Below are 19,691 nucleotides of genomic sequence, written 5' to 3' on the forward strand. Positions count from 1 at the left end.
TTAACTCGCTTTGGGCGCACGGCGCAGGGCGCCACGCAATTCGCTGATACTATAGGCCCGGACGATCAGGGCCGCCGCCCCATAGACCAGACCGCCAATGCCGCACAACAGGCCAAGCGCGATGATGCGCTGCGTCACGCTGCCCGCCATATAGGGATCGACCAGCGGATTGAGCAGCAGCAGCGCCGCGCCCATGATCGCGCTGGCCAGGATGATGCGCAGCGCCTTGCCCCGGAAACGGGCATCCATGCGCAACTGGTCGCGGCGGTGGAGCAGCCAGTAGAGGACCAGCACATTGACCCAGGCGGCGATCGCGGTGGAAATCGCCACGCCGACATGACCGAAGGGCCAGATGAGGGTCAGGTTGCCGACCAGATTGAACAGCATGGAAAACACCGCGACCCGCACCGGCGTTTTCGTGTCCTGCCGTGCGTAGAAGCCGGGCGTCAGCACCTTGATCAGGACATAGGCGGGGACGCCAAGGGCAAAGGCGGCAAGAGCGCCCGCCGCGCCGATCGTGTCGTTGGCCGTGAACGCGCCATGTTGCAGCAGCCCGCGAATGAGCGGCGTCGCCGACAGGCACAGCGCGACGGCGGCGGGCAGGGCCAGGAACAGCGCCAGTTCCATCGCCCGATTCTGGGTATGGCTGGCCGCCTGCTCATTGCCAGACCCGATCTGGCGCGAAAGCGCGGGCAGGATGGCGGTGCCGACGCCGATGCCAATGAGGCCGAGCGGCAGCTGGTTCAGCCGGTCGGCATAATAAAGATAGCTGACCGCACCCTGTGGCAGGAAGCGGGCGGCAAGGCTGGTCGAGATCAGCAGATTGAACTGGATCGCTCCCGCGCCCAGCGCCGCCGGGCCGATCAACGACAGCAACCGGCGCACCTGGGGCGAGAGGCGCGGACGCTGGAGCCGCAGCACTACGCCCGCCCGGCGACAGGCCCAGGTCAGCCATAAAAGTTGCAGCACCCCCGACACCGTGACTGCAATCGCCTGCGTATGCGCGGTTTCGATCGGGGTAGCGCCGCGAAAGAACAGCACGGCGCCGATCATGCACAGGTTCAGCAGCACGGGCGCGGCGGCATTCACCCAGAAACGGTCGAGCGAATTCAATATGCCGCCCAGCAACGACACCAGGCTGATCAGCGCCAGATAGGGGAAGGTGATGCGGGTCAGCGTGACGGCCAGGTCGAACTTGGCCGGGCCGCCATCGGGAAAACCGCCGGTCATCGCCCAGACCACGGGCGCGGCCAGCACCATCATGAGGCCGGTGAACAGGACCAGCACCGGGAACAGGATCGACAATATCTGCCCGGCAAAGGCGACCGCCGCCGCCTTGCCGCTGCCCGGCGCGTCCCTGTCCCCTTCCGCCATCGTCCGGTTGAACATCGGCACGAACACGGCGGCAAAGGCGCCTTCGGCAAACAGGGCGCGAAACAGGTTGGGCAGGCGCCAAGCGATCAGAAAGGCATCCGACGCCAGCCCCGCGCCCAGAAAGCGCGCGACCAGCATGTCGCGCACCATCCCCAATATCCGGCTGATCAGCGTCAGCCCGCCGATGGTGGAGGTGGCTCTCAGCAGGCCCATGACAATATCTCCTCCACCCGTTTGCCCCCGACCGAGCGGGGGGGCAGGCTCTGAGCCTGTCGAAGGGCCGTCCTTTCTTGCGCAAAGACGGACAAGGCGTCGACAGGCTCAGCCCGAACGGAGGGTGAGTTCATACAGGCTCAGGCGTGGCCAGCAGGCTCGCCTGCGGTCGTTTCCATCTGCTGCGCCTGTTGCAGGTACAGTGCGCCAAAGTCGATCGGGTCGAGCAGCAGCGGCGGGAAGCCGCCGTCGCGGATCGCATCGGCGAGCACGCGACGGGCGAAGGGGAAGATAAGGCGCGGCGCTTCGGCCAGCATGAAGGGCTGGACCTGATCTTCGGGCACGTTGCGCATGCCGAACAGCGCGGCATAGAGCAGTTCGACGGCAAAGGCGGTGCCCTGTGGCGCGACGGCCTTGACCTCGATCTTCAGCGACACTTCCAGCACCTCGTCACCCACCTTGTCGGCGCCGATGTTGAACTGGACGTCGATCTGCGGCTGGTCCTGCCATTGGTAGCAAGCGGGCGCGTTCGGATTCTCGAAAGAGAGATCCTTCACATATTGGCTGATCAGCGCGATCTGCGGTGCGGTATCGGCGCCATTCATCTGGCTGTTCACGGTGAAATTGGTGTCGACTTCGTCGGCCATTGTCTGTCCTGGCTTTCCCTGTTGTCCGGTGGGCGGCAAGCCACCCTGTGCGATGACCCGCGCGCTTAGCAGGGGCGGAAGGGCAGGGCAATGCCGCGCCGTGCAACCCCCTATTTGAAGTTGTGCGCAAACATGCCTATGTTGTTCGGAACATTGTTCCCACACAAAGGGTATAGCCTTCCGTGTATGTGATTGTCATCCTCGCCATGATCGCCGGTTTTCTGGCGCTGCGGCTCTATTCCGTGCTCGGCAAGCGTACCGGGCATGAGCAGGAGCCTGCGCTGCGCCCAGCGGAGGACCGCGCCAAGGTGACGGTGCTGCAACCGCGCCCCGCCACCGAGATGTCGGGCGATTCGGTGCGTCTGGCCGATGGATTGATCGCGCCGGGTGCCGAAATGGGCGTCCGAGCGCTGATCGCCGCCGACCGCAGCTTCGACGTGCCGCAATTTGTCGATGGCGCAAAGAGCGCCTATCGCATGGTGCTGGAAGCCTTCTGGCGCGGCGATCGGGATGAAATCGCCTGGTTGTGCGACGACGATGTGCGCGCCTCGTTCGAGGAGGCGATCGCCGCCCGCGAGGCGGAGGGGCATGTTCTCGACAACCGGCTGGTCCGTATCGAAAAAGCCCGGATCGTCGAGGCGTCGGTCGATGGCCGGATCGCGCAGGTTGCGCTTCAATTCGAAGCGGACATCGCCGCGATCACCCGCGACAAGGACGGCAATGTCGTTGCCGGATCGATGACCGACGCGATCGGCACCAACGACATCTGGACCTTCACCCGCGACATTCGCAGCGCCGATCCCAACTGGAAGCTCAGCGAAACCGACGAGGCGTGATCGCAGCATGAATTTTCGGCATAGGGCGGGCGCGCTGATGGCGGCGCTGGCACTGTCTGCCTGCGCGGGCGGTATGATCCCGCCCTCTGCCGGCGGCCCCGCTCCGTCGCGTCCCGTGCCGTCGGGTACGGCCACGCGCCCTACGCCTGCTGTCCCGCGTCCTACCTTGCCGGTCGAAATGCCTGCCGATCCGGCGATGGATAGCAGCACCGCCGCGGGCCTTGGCGTCACGCGCGGCCCTGACATAGCCAGCCTGATCCCGTCGGGCGAACGATCGCGGCTGGCGCTCGAAGCCTTCCGCATATCCTGCCCCACGCTGATGCGCCGCACCGACCAGAGCGGCCTGACCAAGGGGTCCGACTGGAATAATAGCTGCGCGGCTGCGGCAAGCTGGCCCGAAGCATCGGCCAGCGAATTTTTCTCCCGCTATTTCGAAGCGGTGCAGGTGGGCACCGGCACGGCCTTCGTCACTGGCTATTATGAGCCGGAAATTGCGGGCTCGCGCACCCGTCAACCCGGTTATGAGGTTCCGATCTATCGTCGCCCGACCGACCTGATCGACGTCGATCTCGGCCAGTTCAGTGACGCTCTGAAAGGCCGCACGATCCGGGGCAAGGTATCCGGCACCAAATTCATCCCCTATGACGAACGCGCCCAGATCGTGGCGGGCTCGCTGGCCGGACGCGGGCTGGAACTGGCCTGGGCTGCTGATCCGGTCGAGTTTTTCTTCCTTCAGGTGCAGGGCAGCGGGCGTCTCAACCTGCCCGATGGCAGCGTCATGCGGATCGGCTATGACGGGCAGAATGGCCGCGACTATAGCGGCATCGGCAAGCTGATGAAGGATCGCGGCCTGATCCAGGTGGGGTCGATGCAGGACATCATGGCCTATCTGCGCGCCAACCCGGTCGAGGGCGCGGCGATCATGAATGAAAACAAGAGTTTCGTCTTTTTCCGCGAACTGACCGGCGCCGGGCCGATCGGCGCTCTTGGCGTGCCGGTGACGGCGGAGGCGACGGTGGCCGCCGATCCCAAATTCATTCCGCTGGGCGCGCCGGTGCTGCTTTCGCTTGATCGGGCCGAACCCAATGGCGTGTGGATCGCGCAGGATACTGGCGGCGCGATCAAAGGAGCCAATCGCTTCGACAGTTTCTGGGGCGCAGGCGCGCGGGCGCGGGGCATTGCCGGTGGCATGTCGGCGCGCGGCAGCGCGTTGGTCCTCCTGCCGATCGGTTCGGCGGCGCGCCTCGCAAGGCCCTGACCGGTCGTCCGATGGCGCGGCGGCACCTGTCCCCTGATGAAGCCGCGCTCTGGACCGCGCTGACCCGATCGGTCCGGCCAATCCGGCCGCATGGCCGCGTGATGCCAGCGCTCCCCACGCAGCCAGCGGCCGTCACGCCCAAAACAGGGTTAACGCCGCCGCTGCTGCAGACGCCGACCCCCGTCGCGGTGCGTACCCCGGCCGCCGTGCTTGATACCGGATGGGAAAAGCGCATTCGCGGCGGCACGATCAGCCCGGACATGAGCATCGACCTGCATGGCCACAGCCTGTCGGCGGCGCATGTCCGGCTAAATCAGGCGATCGCATCGGCGCTGGCGCGCGACGCCCGCGTCCTGCTTGTCGTCACCGGCAAGCCGCCCAAAAACGCAGCGGATGGCGCTTCGCGGCGCGGGGCCATCCGTGGCGAAATCGGTCATTGGATCGAAACCAGCCCCTATGCCGACCGCATCGCCAGCGTGCGCATCGCCCATCCGCGTCATGGCGGCGACGGTGCGCTCTACCTTGTTTTGCGGCGCAAAAAATAACGCCATCCCCCGCTTTCGCTGATCTTTTCTTAACCACTGTCCTTCATATCCGGCGGATCATGATCCTGTTCAGGGTCGCTTGCGGGGGTAAGGAGGCAGATGCACGGCGTAACGTTGAAAAGCCGCGCCGCTGCCTTTGCCTGCGCCGCAGGCGCGCTGGTGTTCATCCTGTCGCTGGTGCTGGGCTATACGCCCGGCGCGCAGGATGACATCGTTCAGATCGGCCGCGCGCTGATCATCGCCATTCTGTGCGGCACGATGAGCTGGGCGTCGGCGCGCCGCACCATCGCCACCACCGCGACGGCCATCGACGCCGCCACCGAACGTCTGCTGGCCGCCGCCCATGGCGATCTCCAGTCGTCCGTGCCAAGGGAGATCGGGCTGGAATTGCCGGATCTGTCGGTCGCGCTGGAAAGCCTGTTCAGTCAGGTCCGCACCAATCTCGACCATGTCCAGGCGCTTGCCCTGTTCGATCAGGTGACCGGGCTTGCCAATCGCACCAGCTTCTGCCGCCAGGTCGAACGCCTGCTGGCCGAGCGGGAGGAGGGGGGCATGGCCGCCCTGTTCTTCATCGACCTGGACGGGTTCAAGGGCGTCAACGACACGCTGGGCCATGCCGCGGGCGACCAGTTGCTCGCGCGCGTTGCGGGCCGGCTGCGCGAAGTGGTGATGGCGCAGATCGGCGCAGGGATGGGGGACGCGGTCATCGGTCGCCTGGCCGGTGATGAATTCACGATGTTCTTCCCGACCCTGTCGGGCCACAACGCCGCCGCGCGCATCGCCCGCGCCATCCAGTTCGCGCTGGGTGAGCGCTTTGACCTTGGCAGCCAGCATGTCGATCTGGGCGCGTCGATCGGCATCGCCTGCTATCCCGACCATGGCGATACGCTGTCCACCCTGCTGCGCGCCGCCGACATCGCCATGTATCATGCCAAGCATGAAGGGCGTGGCCGCGCGGAAATGTACAGCGACGCGTTGGCACTGGAGGCGTCCGACCGCGCCGATCTGGAGCGTGACCTGCTTCTGGCGCTGGAGCGCGACGAATTTCTGCTGGAATTTCAGCCGCAGATCGACATTCAGACGGGCCGCGCCGTGGCCGCCGAAGCCCTCGTGCGCTGGGCGCATCCAGAGCGCGATATCGTCATGCCCGGCGTGTTCGTGCCGGTGGCGGAGGAAAGCGGCACCATCGTCGCGCTGGGGGACTGGGTGATGAGCCGGGTCTGCGAGACGGCCGCCCGCTGGTCGCGCGCAGGCATTCATCAGCGGATCGCCATCAACATTTCCACCCGCGAACTGGGTCAGGCCGATTTTTTCCTGCGCCTGCGCCACGCCATCGCCACGCATCAGGTGCCAAACGGCATGCTGGAACTGGAAATCACCGAATCGCTCGCGATGGACATGGAAGCGCGGGTGCTCGACCAGCTTGCCGCCCTGCGCCGCGATGGGCTGCGTATCGCGATCGACGATTTCGGCACCGGCTATTCCAACCTGTCGCGATTGAAGGAATTGCCGGTCGACCGGGTGAAGATCGACCGCAGCCTCGTGCGCGACATTGCCACATCATCCGAAGCGCGGACCATCTGTTCGGCGGTCGTCGGCCTGATTCAGGGGCTGGGCATGGAAGTGGTGGTCGAAGGCATAGAGAATCAGGCGCAGATGGACATGCTGCGCGTCATCGGCTGCACCCTGTTTCAGGGCTATCATCTGGCGATGCCGACCGGCGAGCAGGATTATCTGGGCCGCTACACCGGGAACCCCGCCATGCTGGAACGCGACGCGGGTTAAGCGCCCACTGGCTGACCCAGCGCCCGCTCCACGATCAGCCGGTAAATCTCGACCAGATCGCGCAGATCCTGCACCGCGACGGCCTCGTCCAGCTTGTGCATGGTCGCATTGTTCAGGCCAAACTCCACCACCGGGCACAGGCGCGAGAGGAAGCGTGCGTCGGACGTGCCGCCCGTGGTGGACAGTTCTGCCTCCACGCCTGTTACCTGCCGGATCGCGCCCGACACCAGGTTGGACAATGTGCCCGGTGCGGTCAGAAAGGGTTCGCCGCTGATCTTGGCCATCACCGTGCCGCCCTCGACCGCCGCGATCGCACTGATCCGTTCGACGAGCGAAGCGCCGCTATGCTGATCGTTGAAGCGGATAGAGATGCGCGCGTTCGCCGCGCCGGGAATGACATTGGTGGTCGGGTTGCCAACCTCCATGTCGGTAATCTCTATATTGCTGGGCTGGAACCAGTCGGTCCCTTCGTCCAGAACCAGCGCATCGATTGCGGCCAGAATGCGGACCAGACGGGGCACGGGATTGTCGGCCAGATGCGGATACGCGACATGGCCCTGGGTTCCGGCCACGCTGATCCACATATTCAACGACCCGCGCCGCCCGATCTTGACCACATCGCCCAGCCGGGCCGACGATGTCGGTTCACCCACGACGCACAGGTCCGGCCGCAGTTCGCGCGCGGCCATCCGCTCCATCAGCGCCAGCGTGCCATAGACGGCCGGGCCTTCCTCATCCCCGGTGATGATCAGGCTGATCGTACCGGGCAGGTCGTCGGGCAGGGTACCCAGCGCGGCGACGAAGGCGGCGATCGATCCCTTCATGTCCACCGCGCCGCGTCCGTAGAGCAGGTCGCCGCGAATCTCCGGCGCGAACGGATCGCTGGTCCAGCCGGGACCGGGTGGCACCACGTCCAGATGTCCGGCAAAGGCGAAGTGCGGCCCTGCGCCGGTAGTGCGCCATGCCAGCAGATTTTCGACCGGCCCGTCGGGCGCTTCGCCGACCACGAACCGATCCACGGTAAAGCCCAAAGGCAGCAGCATGTCCTCAAGCGCGGCGAACACCGCCCCGGTCGCTGGCGTTACGGACGGACAGGCAAGCAGCTGCCGGGCAAGCGCCACCACGTCATCATTAGCTCTGGTCATGGTCATGCCCGTGCGTTAGCGAAAGCCATGCCGCTTGACCAGCAGCAGCAGGAGAAGAGGCCGTGCCACGGATCGATCCAGAAATAGTCGCGCTGACGAACACCACCGGCTATCCGCCGCCGCATGATAAGGCCGTGGCGCATCGATGGGTGCGGCGGCTGGGACCGGCGCTTGGCCTTACCGATTTCGGTGTCAGCCATGTCGTGTTGAAGCCCGGCGGCGCTTCGTCCCAGCGCCACTGGCATGAGGATGAGGATGAATTTGTCGTCATGCTGGCAGGCGAGGCGGTGCTGGTGGAGAATGACGCCCGCACGCCCATGCGGTCGGGCGATATGGCGGTCTTTCCCAAGGGCGAACCCAATGGCCATCATCTGCTGAACGAAAGCGACGATGATTGCGCGTTTCTCGCCTTTGGTCGTCCGCCATCGGGGGATTGCCATTATCCCGACATAGACCTGTTGTGGACGGATGGCGGCTATCGGCGCAAGGACAGGAGCAGCTTTTGACGATCGCACTGGATCGCCGCGCGCTGATGGGCGGCATGGGAGCGCTGCTGGTCGCGGCCAAGTCTCCGCCCCTCGCGCCGCCGACGCTGGTGAAGCCGCCCCGCCTGCGGCCCGGTGACACGGTCGGGCTAATCGAACCGGCGGGCTTTACCGATGACGGGTTCGACCTTGATCTGGTGCGCGAAACCATCCTCGCCATGGGGCTGAAGCCCAAGGATGCGCCTCATCTGGCGCAGCGCCATGGCTATCTGGCGGGCAAGGATGCGGATCGGGCGGCGGACATCAACGCCTTCTATGCCGATCCGTCGGTCAAGGCGTTGTTCGCGGTGCGCGGCGGCTGGGGCTGCGCGCGCCTGCTGCCCTATCTGGATTTCGCGACGATCCGCGCCCACCCCAAGCTGCTGGTCGGCTTTTCGGACATCACCGCGCTGCATCTGGCTTTCGCGGCGAAGGCGGGCTTTACGACCGTTCATGGTCCCAATGCCGCGAGCAGCTGGGGCAAATTATCCTGGGACGCCTTTCGTTCCGTGGCGTTCGACGCGGAAACCCCGACCTTCGCCAATCCGCCGGGGACGGAGGACCGGCTGGTCCAGCGCAGCGGGCGTATCCGCACCTTTCGCCCCGGCGTGGCGCGCGGGCGGTTACTGGGCGGCAATCTCACCGTGCTGGCGGCGCTGATGGGCACTGGCTGGCTGCCCGACTTTACCGGCGCGATCCTGTTTATCGAGGATATTGACGAAGCCCCCTACCGGATCGACCGGATGCTGACCCAGTTGGCGCTGGGCGGGGTGTTGGGAAAGCTGGCGGGCGTCATCTTCGGCCAGTGCAGCAGCTGCACCGCCGCTGGCCCCTCCTATGGCGGCTTCACGCTGTCAGAAGTGCTGCAACAGCATCTGGAACCACTCGGCGTCCCGGCGTTTCAGGGCGCGCTGTTTGGCCATGTCGCCAACCAGTTCAGCCTGCCGGAAGGGGTGCAGGCGGAAATGGACGCGGGCGCTGGAACGATCAGGTTGCTGGAGGCAGCGGTCGTGTAAATCCCGCCATCGCGGCGAAAAATGGTACAGATCACGCGATCGCCAGCACGCTCGTCAGCACGATCCGCACCAGTTCCGCCTGTCCGCGCGCGCCGGTCTTGGCATAGATTTTCTTGCTGTAATTGCGCGCGGTTTCCACCGTGATGCCAAGGTTCGCCGCAGCCTCGCTGATGGGAATGCCCTGCGCGATCGCCCAGGCAAGGCGCGCCTCGCTTGGCAACAGGCCGAACAGTTCCACCAATTGTTCGCACCGGTCCGCCTGCGACCAGCGATCGCCGCTCAGATAGACGATCGCCACCGGGGTCGATCCCGCTGATACCGACCGTCCCCGGATGGGCGAGACCAATATGTCCATCCATGGATCGCGGCTGAGGTTGATCGCGCGCGGTCGACTGTCCGGGTCGTCGGCCGTCTGCTTGACCAGCGCGGTCAGTTCCCGGTCGATCAGCGGCGATTCCGGGGTCAGCCGGTCATAGCGCCCGCGCCGCAACACGCTGGTACGCTGGAATAATTGTTCGACATGGGCCGTCATGTCGATGATGCGGCAGCGTGCATCGAGCGTCAGCCAGCCGAAATTGAGCCGCCCGAACGCTTCGGTCGTCAGCGTCGATCGCAATTTCTCCCGCTCCAGCGCAACGAAGGATCGCAACGCGATACGCAGATGCGGCGCCAGCCCGGTCAGCAGCGCGCTGACCGCCGACCCGATCGAGGCTCCTCCCGCACAGGCCAGCCAGCCATCCACGCCGCTGGGCTCGGTTACGCGGATCGACCGCATATCCGTTATTCCCTGCGGCAGCACCGGGTCGCGGGGCAGGGCGCGATCGACCGGGGCGCTCTGTTCCAGCAATTCAGCCAGCGTATAGGCCCGCCCTTCGCGCATGTGGCGATAGGGGAAGGGGTCGCGGCCATATTTTTCGATGAACAGGCTGTGCAAATGGGTCGGCGGCGGCGGTCCGGCATGCAATTCGACGATCGCATCCTCGTCCACCGGGCGAAAGACCAGCGTCGTATAGATGGCGCCGGTGCGCATTCGCAGTTTTTCAAGAAAGTCATGCCACAGCGGTTGCTGAAACATCCCTTCGTGCAGGGCCGCCAATAATCCGCCATCATCCAGCCGCATGGGCCATGTTCATACATCCTCCCATATGGGAGGTCCAGTCCCTTGGCTTTGCTGCCATAGCGGACGCACAATCAAGCCGAGGACCGCATGGTAGACGCAAAAACCCTGACCCATCTGGAGCGACTCGAAGCCGAGAGCATCCACATCCTGCGGGAAGTGGTGTCGGAGGCGGAAAAGCCTGTCATGCTCTATTCCGTCGGCAAGGATTCGGCCGTGATGCTGCATCTGGCGCGCAAGGCCTTCTATCCTTCGCCGCCGCCTTTTCCGCTGCTGCATGTCGACACGACCTGGAAGTTTCAGGAAATGTACAAGCTGCGCGACCGGATGGCGCAGGAAAGCGGCATGGAATTGCTGGTCTATCAGAATCAGGAAGCCAAGGACCGGGGCATCAACCCGTTCGACCATGGCGCGCTCCACACCGATATGTGGAAAACCGAAGGGCTGAAGCAGGCGCTCAACCTCTACGGTTTCGACGCAGCCTTTGGCGGCGCGCGCCGCGATGAAGAAAAGAGCCGCGCCAAGGAACGCATCTTCTCGTTCCGCACCGCTTCCCATGGCTGGGATCCTAAGAATCAGCGGCCGGAACTGTGGAACCTCTACAATGCCCGCAAGGCGAAGGGTGAGAGCATTCGCGTCTTCCCCATCTCCAACTGGACCGAGCTCGACATCTGGCAATATATCCACCTGAACGACATTCCGATCGTTCCGCTCTATTTCTCGGCCAAGCGCCCGACGGTGGAGCGCGACGGCATGTTGCTGATGGTCGATGATGACCGCTTCCCGCTCGAACCGGGCGAAGTGCCGGTCGAACGCTCGATCCGCTTCCGCACCCTGGGCTGCTATCCGCTGACCGGCGCGGTGGAGAGCGAGGCCGCGACCCTGCCTGAAGTCATTCAGGAAATGCTGCTGACCACGACGTCGGAACGGCAGGGCCGCGCGATCGACAAGGACGCCGGCGGCGCTGGCATGGAGAAGAAGAAGCAGGAGGGCTATTTTTGACGCGCCACGGAATGCGCAGCGTTCCGAAGCGTCAACCCCAGCGAAAGCTGGGGCCTCAGGCCGCCTGACTCTTCCCAAGATCAACGAGATCCCAGCCTTCGCTGGGATGACGAGGTAGCGATATGACCGACACCCTCACAGACCCCATCTACAAGACCGACGCCCTTATTGCCGAGGATATCGACGCCTATTTGGATGTGCATCAGCACAAGACGATGCTGCGCTTCATCACCTGCGGGTCGGTGGATGACGGCAAGTCGACGCTGATCGGTCGGCTGCTCTATGACAGCAAGATGATCTTCGAGGATCAGCTTGCCGCGCTGGAGGCTGACTCCAAGCGCGTCGGCACGCAGGGGCAGGAGATCGACTTCGCCCTCCTCGTCGACGGCCTTGCCGCCGAGCGGGAACAGGGCATCACGATCGACGTCGCCTATCGCTTCTTCGCTACCGAAAAGCGCAAGTTCATCGTCGCCGATACGCCCGGCCACGAACAATATACCCGCAACATGGTGACCGGCGCGTCTACCGCGGACCTGGCCGTCATCCTGATCGACGCGCGCAAGGGCATATTGACGCAAACCCGTCGCCACAGCTACCTCGCCCATCTGATCGGCATCCGCAACATCGTGCTGGCCGTCAACAAGATGGATCTGGTCGACTATGATCAGGCGGTGTTTGACAAGATCGTCGCCGATTACACCGAATTTGCGAACAGCATCGGCATCACCGCCTTCACGCCGATGCCGATTTCCGGTTTCAAGGGCGACAATATCACCGGCCCGTCGGAAAACACGCCCTGGTACACCGGCCCGGCGCTGATCGAGCATCTCGAAACCGTCGAGGTCAACAGCGCGGTCGATGCCGACAAGCCCTTCCGCATGCCGGTGCAGTGGGTCAACCGCCCGAACCTCGACTTCCGCGGCTTTTCCGGCCTGATCGCCACTGGCACGGTCAAGCCCGGCGACGCCATCCGCGTCCTGCCGTCGGGCAAGACCTCGACCGTCAGCCGCATCGTCACGATGGATGGCGATCTGGATCAGGCCGTCGCTGGCCAGTCGGTCACGCTCTGCTTTGCCGATGAAATCGACTGCTCGCGCGGCGATGTCATCGCGCTCGCCGACAATCCGCCGCAGGCCGCCGATCAGTTCGAGGCGACGATCGTGTGGATGGCCGATGAGGAGATGCTGCCCAGCCGCTCCTATTGGCTCAAGATCGGCACCCAGATGGTCACCGCGACCATCCAGCAGCCCAAATATCAGGTCAACGTCAACACGATGGAGCATCTGGCGGCCAAGACGCTGGATCTCAACGCCATCGGCGTCGCCAACCTGTCTACCGACAAGCAGATCGTGTTCGAACCCTATGCCCAGAACCGGACGCTGGGCGGCTTCATCCTGATCGACAAGATCAGCAACGCCACGGTCGCCGCGGGCATGCTGCACTTCTCGCTTCGCCGGGCGCAGAATGTCCATTGGCAGGCCACCGACGTCAGCCGTGAATTCCACGCCGGGCTGAAGAATCAGAAGCCGGCGGTGCTGTGGTTCACCGGCCTGTCGGGTGCGGGCAAATCGACCATCGCCAACCTTGTCGAAAAGAAGCTGGCACGGATGAACCGCCATACCTTCCTGCTCGATGGCGACAATGTCCGCCATGGCCTCAACAAGGATCTGGGCTTCACCGACGCCGACCGGGTGGAAAATATCCGCCGCGTGGGCGAAGTCGCCAAGCTGATGACCGATGCGGGGCTAATCGTCATCACTGCCTTCATCTCGCCCTTCCGTTCGGAACGCGACATGGTGCGCCAGATGATGCAGCCGGGCGAATTTATCGAGGTGCATATCGACACGCCGCTGGCCGATGCCGAAGCGCGCGACGTCAAGGGGCTCTACAAAAAGGCAAGATCGGGTGAGCTTAAAAACTTCACCGGCATCGACAGTCCCTATGAAACCCCGCTCGACCCAGAAATCCGCGTAGATACCGTGGCGATGACGGCCGAAGAAGCCGCCGACGCCATCGTCGCGAGGCTGATCCCATGAGCGGCGGCATGACTGACGCGGAACTCGCGGTCCATCTCGCCGAAACCGCCGGGCGCATCCTGCTGGAGGTGCGCGGCAGCGGGCTTTTCAGCCCCAAGGCGCTGGGCAAGGCAGGTGATCAGACCGCCAACCAGTTCCTGTGCCACGCCCTGCGCGAGGTGCGGCCTGAGGATGGCCTGTTGTCCGAAGAGGAAAAGGACAATGAAGATCGGCTGAGCCAGTCGCGTGTCTGGATCGTCGATCCGGTCGATGGCACCCGCGAATATGGCGAAGCGCGCGCCGACTGGGCCGTGCATGTGGGTCTGGCGATCGACGGCAAGCCGGCGATCGGCGCGGTTGCGCTGCCGGGGCTGGATGGCGGCGCCGTCATTCGCACCGACCAGCCGCGCGTGGTGCCACCCGCCCCTGCACAACTGCGCATGGTGGTCAGCCGCACCCGTCCCGCCGCCGAAGCGGTGGCGGTTGCGGAGAAACTGGGCGCAGAACTGGTGCCGATGGGCAGCGCCGGGGCGAAGGCCATGGCGATCATCCTGGGGCAGGCGGACATCTACCTGCATTCGGGCGGGCAATATGAATGGGACAGCATGGCCCCGGCCGCCGTCGCGCTCGCCCACGGCCTGCATGCCAGCCGCATCGACGGCAGCCCGCTGATCTACAACCAGCGCGACGTCTACATGCCCGACCTCCTGATCTGCCGGAAGGAACATGCAGAACAGGTGCTGAAGCTGATCACCGAGGTTCAGGCCGCAGCGTCGAACTGACGGGAGCAAGGTGTGGGCCAGCGCCAGCGTGCGCAGGCCCATCCCGCTAACCGGCCACCTTCTCCGCCGCTTCCATCACCCGCAGCACGTTGCCGCCGACCAGCTTGGCCACGTCCGCGTCGCTCCACCCGCGCCGCATCAGTTCGGCCAGCAATGCCGGATAGGTCTCGACCCCGCCCAAGCCTTCGGGCAAATCACCCACGCCGTCGAAATCGCTGCCGATGCCGACATGGTCGTGTCCAGCGATCTTGACGATATGCTCGATATGATCGGCCACCTGTCCGATCGTCGCTACCGGCTCCGGGTGCGCCGCTTCCCATGCCGCCAGCGCCTTTTCCGCGCCCTCGGGATCGCCGATATACAGCCCGCCAAAGGGCGGCGCATTATAGCGGGCAATCTCCGCGCTGCGATCCGCGCCCCAGACGCGGCGGGCTTCGGACACATATTGGGCGGCGAAATTGACCATCACGACCCCGCCATTGGCCGCAACCTGCTTCAGCACCGCGTCCGATACATTGCGCGGCGTGTCGCACAGCGCGCGGGCGTTGGAGTGGGAGAAGATGACTGGCGCCTTCGTCACCCGCAATGCGTCCAGCATCGTTGCCTCGCTGACATGGCTCAGATCCACCAGCATGCCCAAGCGATTGAGTTCGCGCACCACATCCTCGCCGAACGGGGTCAGCCCGTCATGCTTCGGGTTGTCGGTCGCGCTGTCGGCCCAGTCGATCGTGCGACTATGGGTCAGCGTCAGATAGGCCGCGCCCAGCCCGCGATAGGCGCGCAGTACCGCCAGGCTGCCGTCGATCTGCCCGCCGCCTTCGACCCCGATCAGCGATCCGATCCGCCCGGCCTTGTGCGCGGCCCGCATCTGCGCTGCGGTCGTCACCAGCGCAAAGTCGCGCGGATAGCGTTCGGCCAGACTATGCACCATGCCGATCTGGTCCAGCGTATCCTTGACTTGGCGGTCCTGCGGCAGGTCCGCCGATACCCAGACCGACCAGAACTGCCCGCCAACGCCGCCAGCTTTCAGCCGCTTGATGTCGGTATGATATTGCTTCGGATCGAGTTGCGTCAGGTCCATCGTCCAGCGCGCGTCCTTCGCCTTTTCCGCCAGCGCTTCGGGCCAGTCATTATGGCCGTCGATCAGCGGCGTGGCTTTGAGGACGCGGGCGATCCGCGCCGCATAGGGATCGGGCGCGGCCTGCGCGGGCAGGGCGGCGAACAGCAGCGGCAGCGCCGCAAGACGAAGGCATTTCATGGGGGCGAGGGTAGGCCTGCGTTTCCCCAAGTCAATCGCCGGCTGGCTATCCGAAGAATGTCCGCCCGGTGCGCTGGCGTTGCGCCGGGGCGGTGAAGATCGCGCCCGCCGATACGCGGCTGCCGCGCACCACCAGCAGCACCTGATCCTGCGCCTCCAGTCGCACTTCCTCACCGGGATGCTGGATGCTCTTGCCATTGGCATGGTCGATCTGGACGATAAAGAATGCGCCCCGGCCGCGTCGTTCCGCCTCTCCCACGGTCACGCCGGTCATCGCACCCTTGTCCGGCACGACGACCATTTCCAGTTCCAGCCCGAATTCGTGAAGGCCGCGCTTCATCTGCCCCATTTCTGTCGAATCGGCGATGAACCCGGCGGTCGATGGATAGAGGATCATCTCGGCGATCCGCTCCGCGCCGATATGGGTGGGCAGCACGACCTTGTCCGCGCCTGCGTGCAGCAGCTTGCTTTCCGTGGTTGGCGCCTCGCCCCTCGCAATGATCTCCAGGTCCGGATTGATGTTGCGGGCGGACAGGGTGATGAACACATTGGCGGCGTCATCGGGCAGGACGGTGGCCAATATCTTTGCCCGGTCGATGCGGACGGCGCGCAGCGCGCTTTCCTCCGTCGCCTCGCCGCGATGGCACAGATAGCCCAGCGTCTGCGCCTCGGCGATCTTGCCACCGTCGCGCTCCAATATGACAAAGGGCGTGCCCGCCGCGTGCAGTTCCTTGGCCAGTTGCACGCCGATCCGGCCAAAGCCGCAAATCACCACATGGCCGTTCAGCCGTTCGATCAAAGTCTGCATGCGATCCAGTCCCAGCAATCGGCGTAGTTGAATGGCCGCGAACATCTGCACCAGCGCGCCGGTCAGCACGATCATGCCGGTGCAGCCCAGCACCATCGTGGCGATCGTCACGACGCGCAGATAGGGTGTGGCGATCGGCCGGACTTCGCCATAACCCACTGAAAATATGGTCAAAGTTACCATATAGGCGGCGTCCGCGATCGGCCATCCCGCCGCGACATAGGCCGACACCGCCGCAACAAAGACGATGGCGACGAAGATCAGCGTCCCCACCAGCAACCGCGCCGGTGAGGCAAAGAGGCTGGCGGCGTCGCTGCCCGTCCGGTGCTGTGCCATCGTTTCCGCTCCCCCCGAAGCCGGCAATGTGGTGGCGCTTTTGCGCGATCCTGTCGAGTCCGGTGATGACCGCATGGACGGATGCCGTTAGAGGGGAAGGCGATGACGATCGACCCGCTGCTCCTGCTGCAAGCCTATGCCATCGGCGTATTCCCCATGTCGGACGATCGGGAGGCAGAGGAAGTCTATTGGGTGGAACCCAAGCGCCGGGCGATCCTGCCGCTCGATGCTTTTCATATGTCGCACTCGCTGTCGAAAACGCTCCGTCGCGACCAGTTTCGTGTCACGGCCAATCGCGATTTCGCCGGGATCGTGGCGCTATGCGCGCAGGCCGCGCCGGATCGGCCATCGACCTGGATCAACGGTCCGATCGAACAATCCTACCGCCAACTCCACGCGCACGGCTTTGCCCATTCCATCGAGGTGTGGGAGGGGGAGGAACTGGTCGGCGGGCTGTACGGGGTATCGCTGGGCCGCGCCTTCTTCGGCGAATCGATGGTGTCGCGCCGCACCGATGCCTCAAAGGTCGCGCTGGCCTGGCTGGTTGCGCGGCTGCGCTTTGCGGGCTTTACTCTGCTCGACTGCCAGTTCATGACCGAACATCTCCGCTCACTCGGCGCGGTGGAGATCGCCCAGCGTGATTATCTTCAGTTGCTGGGGGCGGCGGTCGGTGGGGTGCCGCTGGGGGCGGGATCGGGCGTGCTGTCGGCAGGCGCGGGTGTCGCTGCGGAACTGGCGTTCGCGTCGCTGGCACGGGATGCGGTGACTGGTTCGCCCTTGCCGCCGATCTTGACCGATGCGGGGCCGCTTTCGGGCCATGCCATTGCGCAGCTTCTGACCCACACATCATAGACCGGGTGCTGCACGACGTTGCGGTCGGGCCGTTCGCGGAACAACCAGCCGGAAAAATTGCGCCGCCATTTGCCGTCCGCGCTGCTGCGCACGTCCAACTGCACGAAGGCGCCGGTTTCCTGGACATTTTCCCATGGCGCGCTGGTTTCGCAGGCCTGAAGCCGCACGATCGCATCGCCCACGCGCAACGCCTCGCCCGGCTTCATCGTCAGGTCGCGGGTCAGGCCGTTGCGCTTGTTGAGCAGGCCGATCACGGCCACCCGGTCCGCCATCGGCGTGCCGGGCAAGGTGGCGGCGTTGCTCGACTGGATCGGCGACCCCTCTACCTTGACCGGTCCGGTCTGGTTGGTGGTGGGCACGTCATTGCCGCCACAGGCGGACAGCGCCAACAGGGGGGCGCCAAGCAGGATCGACAGGCAAGCCCCCGCCGGACGGCGGATCATGATGCGTCGGGGCTCCATGCCTCATAATCGCCGGTCGCCTTCTGGCGCAAACCGCCCTTTTCCATCGCGCCCGACGGGCGATAGGCAAGTGCGGTGCCGGTGGCATTGGGCGTGAATTCCCGTTCCCAGATGCGCGGCGGCGGCAGGAAGCTTTCGGGCGTCCCTTCGATCGAATGATGCAGCCAGCCGTGCCATTCTGCCGGAACCCGGCTGGCGTCATTCGTGCCGTTATAGATTACCCAGCGGCGCGGCACGCCATGGACGTCGCTGCCGCCTTCATAATAGACATTGCCCTGAATATCCTCGCCCACCTTCTGACCCTTGCGAGCGGTGAACAGCGAGGTGCCGATGGTCGCGCCATCCCACCAGGTGAAGATCTTGCCGAGGATTCCCATGGCTCACGCGCTTAGCCGCTGCGACGGGGGATTGGCAAGGCGTTTTGGGAGTGTGATGATGCCCATCAGCGGCAATGCGGCTGCAAAAAATCCGCTTGTTCGCCGGGGCGTGACGATCATCCGGGGCAGAAATTCAATTCCGTCCGCAGTTTTTCCGTCGGCACGGCGCAGCCGCCCCATTGCACGACGTCGCCTTCCTTGATGCCCAGCTCTGCCGCGCGCCCACCGCCTATTTCCAGCACAGCGGCCACAGGAACGCCTGCCGACACCGGCTCGCGCGAATAGGGGACGCTGTCGGCACCGATGAAGGCGATCGTCCCATCGGTGCGGATGAAGAGCATGTCGAGCGGGATCAGCGTATTCTTCATCCAGAAACTCGCCGTGCGTGGCGGGTCCATGGGGAACAGCATCCCCCCATTATCCGCCAGTTCCTTGCGGAACATCAGTCCCGCTTCCTGCTGCTGCGGCGTCGCGGCAACTTCGACGGCAAAGCGCCGCGCGCCGTTCCTGCCCTGGATCACCAGCGGCAACAGCGCAGCGGAAGGCGCAGCGCTGGCAGCCTCATTATCGACCATATTGCCGCCCGTCGGCGGGGGCTGGCTGGAACAGGCCGCGAGCAAGGCGAGGGCGATCAGGGCGGGAAAGCGCGTCATTGCGCCTGCCTAATGCGATTTGCGTGGCGAGGGGAGGGGGTTAACCTTCATTCCTCCGCTTCCGGCATTTGCCCGGGCGCGGCATCGACCCAGCGCCGGGCGATCGCATAGCTATGGCCCGCGCGCAGAAAGGCGGCGATCGCCTTTTCCCGCTGCTTGGGGTCGGGCGCTGCGCTGGCATAGGGGCCGATCCGTTTGCGCCGGGCATAGCGTTCCGCCGCGATCCAGCGTTCCGCGTCGACCTGCGCATCGGCATCCGCGCGGTCGGCCGGGGCGATGCCCGCGGCGCGCAGGCTTTCGTCGATCCGGCGCGCGCCATAGCCCCGGCGACCCAGCGCCGCGCTCTTCATCACCGCATATTGGCTGTCATCGACATAGCCGAGGCCCGCCAGCCGATCGACCAGGGCGGGCAGGTCAGCCGGTTGTTCGCCGCCCCAGCCACATTCCCTGATCTTGCGTTGCAGATAGGCAAGCAGCTTGCCCCGGCTGGTCGCGAACCGGCTGACATAACGCAGCGCGGCGTCGCGCAGGCTGTCTTCGTCAAGCGGTGGGCGGGGGCGTTTGCTGGTCATATTGCGCCTTCATGCGCCGGCCGCCATCTTTATGCCACAGTCGGGCCGGAATTTCACCGTGCCTTATGCGCTAAAAGGGCGGACTGGAATCTAATATCCGGTGCATGTCGCGGTC

19 protein-coding genes and 1 pseudogene are annotated in these 19,691 nt (G+C 64.8%); 10 read left to right on the top strand and 10 right to left on the bottom strand.

What is annotated here, in order from left to right; genetic code table 11:
• Together murJ and secB are read right to left on the bottom strand one after the other, a co-directional pair.
• Positions 1–1,587 (bottom strand): murein biosynthesis integral membrane protein MurJ, encoded by a 1,587-nt coding sequence (gene murJ, locus IWY39_RS14945; RefSeq protein WP_107124719.1) that lies wholly within the window; start codon positions 1,585–1,587, stop codon positions 1–3.
• Between the two features lie 140 nt (positions 1,588–1,727).
• Positions 1,728–2,234, bottom strand: coding sequence for a protein-export chaperone SecB (secB, locus tag IWY39_RS14950; RefSeq protein WP_017181000.1), 507 nt, complete (start codon positions 2,232–2,234; stop codon positions 1,728–1,730).
• A 182-nt stretch (positions 2,235–2,416) separates the two neighbouring features.
• Between secB and IWY39_RS14955 the strand changes: the two genes are divergently transcribed.
• From IWY39_RS14955 to IWY39_RS14970, 4 genes are all read left to right on the top strand, one after another.
• Positions 2,417–3,070 carry a Tim44/TimA family putative adaptor protein gene (locus IWY39_RS14955; protein WP_017181001.1) on the top strand — a complete coding sequence of 218 codons (654 nt, stop codon included), beginning with the start codon at positions 2,417–2,419 and terminating at the stop codon, positions 3,068–3,070.
• 7 nt (positions 3,071–3,077) lie between these two features.
• On the top strand, positions 3,078–4,328 hold the full coding sequence (locus IWY39_RS14960; protein WP_107124720.1) for a murein transglycosylase A: 1,251 nt from the start codon (positions 3,078–3,080) through the stop codon (positions 4,326–4,328).
• Positions 4,329–4,339: 11 nt separating this feature from the next.
• A complete protein-coding gene (locus tag IWY39_RS14965; RefSeq protein WP_107124721.1) occupies positions 4,340–4,873 on the top strand; it encodes a Smr/MutS family protein in 534 nt (177 codons plus the stop codon).
• Positions 4,874–4,972: 99 nt separating this feature from the next.
• Positions 4,973–6,658, top strand: coding sequence for a putative bifunctional diguanylate cyclase/phosphodiesterase (locus tag IWY39_RS14970; protein ID WP_017181004.1), 1,686 nt, complete (start codon positions 4,973–4,975; stop codon positions 6,656–6,658).
• On the opposite strand, the gene dapE is transcribed toward IWY39_RS14970, so the two are convergent.
• Positions 6,655–7,809 (bottom strand): succinyl-diaminopimelate desuccinylase, encoded by a 1,155-nt coding sequence (dapE, locus tag IWY39_RS14975; protein ID WP_107124722.1) that lies wholly within the window; start codon positions 7,807–7,809, stop codon positions 6,655–6,657. The genes IWY39_RS14970 and dapE overlap by 4 nt on opposite strands.
• A gap of 56 nt (positions 7,810–7,865) precedes the next feature.
• Between dapE and IWY39_RS14980 the strand changes: the two genes are divergently transcribed.
• Positions 7,866–8,309 carry a cupin domain-containing protein gene (locus tag IWY39_RS14980; RefSeq protein ID WP_017181006.1) on the top strand — a complete coding sequence of 148 codons (444 nt, stop codon included), beginning with the start codon at positions 7,866–7,868 and terminating at the stop codon, positions 8,307–8,309.
• Positions 8,310–8,335: 26 nt separating this feature from the next.
• On the top strand, positions 8,336–9,343 hold the full coding sequence (locus IWY39_RS14985) for a S66 peptidase family protein (protein ID WP_181316757.1): 1,008 nt from the start codon (positions 8,336–8,338) through the stop codon (positions 9,341–9,343).
• Between the two features lie 31 nt (positions 9,344–9,374).
• Here IWY39_RS14985 and IWY39_RS14990 read toward each other — a convergent pair whose 3' ends face one another.
• Positions 9,375–10,463: a helix-turn-helix transcriptional regulator gene (locus IWY39_RS14990; protein ID WP_107124723.1), complete on the bottom strand. Its 1,089-nt coding sequence runs from the start codon at positions 10,461–10,463 to the stop codon at positions 9,375–9,377.
• Between the two features lie 87 nt (positions 10,464–10,550).
• Here IWY39_RS14990 and cysD point away from each other — a divergent pair, with 87 nt between their 5' ends.
• The 3 genes from cysD to IWY39_RS15005 all read left to right on the top strand — a co-directional run bounded on the left by cysD (position 10,551) and on the right by IWY39_RS15005 (position 14,259).
• Positions 10,551–11,462 carry a sulfate adenylyltransferase subunit CysD gene (gene cysD / locus IWY39_RS14995; RefSeq protein WP_019053754.1) on the top strand — a complete coding sequence of 304 codons (912 nt, stop codon included), beginning with the start codon at positions 10,551–10,553 and terminating at the stop codon, positions 11,460–11,462.
• Positions 11,463–11,584: 122 nt separating this feature from the next.
• Positions 11,585–13,498 carry a sulfate adenylyltransferase subunit CysN gene (gene cysN / locus IWY39_RS15000; RefSeq protein WP_107124724.1) on the top strand — a complete coding sequence of 638 codons (1,914 nt, stop codon included), beginning with the start codon at positions 11,585–11,587 and terminating at the stop codon, positions 13,496–13,498.
• Between the two features lie 8 nt (positions 13,499–13,506).
• A complete protein-coding gene (locus IWY39_RS15005) occupies positions 13,507–14,259 on the top strand; it encodes a 3'(2'),5'-bisphosphate nucleotidase CysQ (RefSeq protein ID WP_269208003.1) in 753 nt (250 codons plus the stop codon).
• Positions 14,260–14,305: 46 nt separating this feature from the next.
• On the opposite strand, the gene IWY39_RS15010 is transcribed toward IWY39_RS15005, so the two are convergent.
• Both IWY39_RS15010 and IWY39_RS15015 read right to left on the bottom strand, forming a co-directional pair.
• Positions 14,306–15,517 carry a dipeptidase gene (locus tag IWY39_RS15010; protein ID WP_107124726.1) on the bottom strand — a complete coding sequence of 404 codons (1,212 nt, stop codon included), beginning with the start codon at positions 15,515–15,517 and terminating at the stop codon, positions 14,306–14,308.
• 46 nt (positions 15,518–15,563) lie between these two features.
• Positions 15,564–16,661: a potassium channel family protein gene (locus tag IWY39_RS15015; protein WP_107124727.1), complete on the bottom strand. Its 1,098-nt coding sequence runs from the start codon at positions 16,659–16,661 to the stop codon at positions 15,564–15,566.
• A 102-nt stretch (positions 16,662–16,763) separates the two neighbouring features.
• Here IWY39_RS15015 and aat point away from each other — a divergent pair, with 102 nt between their 5' ends.
• The gene (gene aat, locus IWY39_RS24110; protein ID WP_107124728.1) at positions 16,764–17,513 is read left to right on the top strand and encodes a leucyl/phenylalanyl-tRNA--protein transferase; all 750 of its coding nucleotides are present in this window, start codon (positions 16,764–16,766) and stop codon (positions 17,511–17,513) included.
• Between the two features lie 35 nt (positions 17,514–17,548).
• Here aat and IWY39_RS24470 read toward each other — a convergent pair.
• The 4 genes and pseudogenes from IWY39_RS24470 to IWY39_RS15040 form a co-directional block, all read right to left on the bottom strand.
• Positions 17,549–17,974 (bottom strand): annotated as a pseudogene (locus IWY39_RS24470) (DUF2155 domain-containing protein); the annotation flags it as partial.
• Positions 17,953–18,351, bottom strand: a complete 399-nt coding sequence (locus IWY39_RS15030; protein ID WP_017181015.1) for an NADH:ubiquinone oxidoreductase subunit NDUFA12 — start codon at positions 18,349–18,351, stop codon at positions 17,953–17,955. The gene IWY39_RS15030 and the pseudogene IWY39_RS24470, both read right to left, overlap by 22 nt.
• Before the next feature lie 116 nt (positions 18,352–18,467).
• On the bottom strand, positions 18,468–19,004 hold the full coding sequence (locus IWY39_RS15035) for a DUF192 domain-containing protein (RefSeq protein WP_107124729.1): 537 nt from the start codon (positions 19,002–19,004) through the stop codon (positions 18,468–18,470).
• A 47-nt stretch (positions 19,005–19,051) separates the two neighbouring features.
• Entirely contained in the window at positions 19,052–19,576 is a 525-nt protein-coding gene (locus IWY39_RS15040; RefSeq protein WP_107124730.1) for a regulatory protein RecX, read from the bottom strand.
• Between the last annotated feature and the right edge of the window lie 115 nt (positions 19,577–19,691).

The organism is Sphingobium sp. JAI105 (assembly GCF_015752145.1).
GTDB classification, from domain to species: Bacteria; Pseudomonadota; Alphaproteobacteria; order Sphingomonadales; family Sphingomonadaceae; genus Sphingobium; species Sphingobium xenophagum.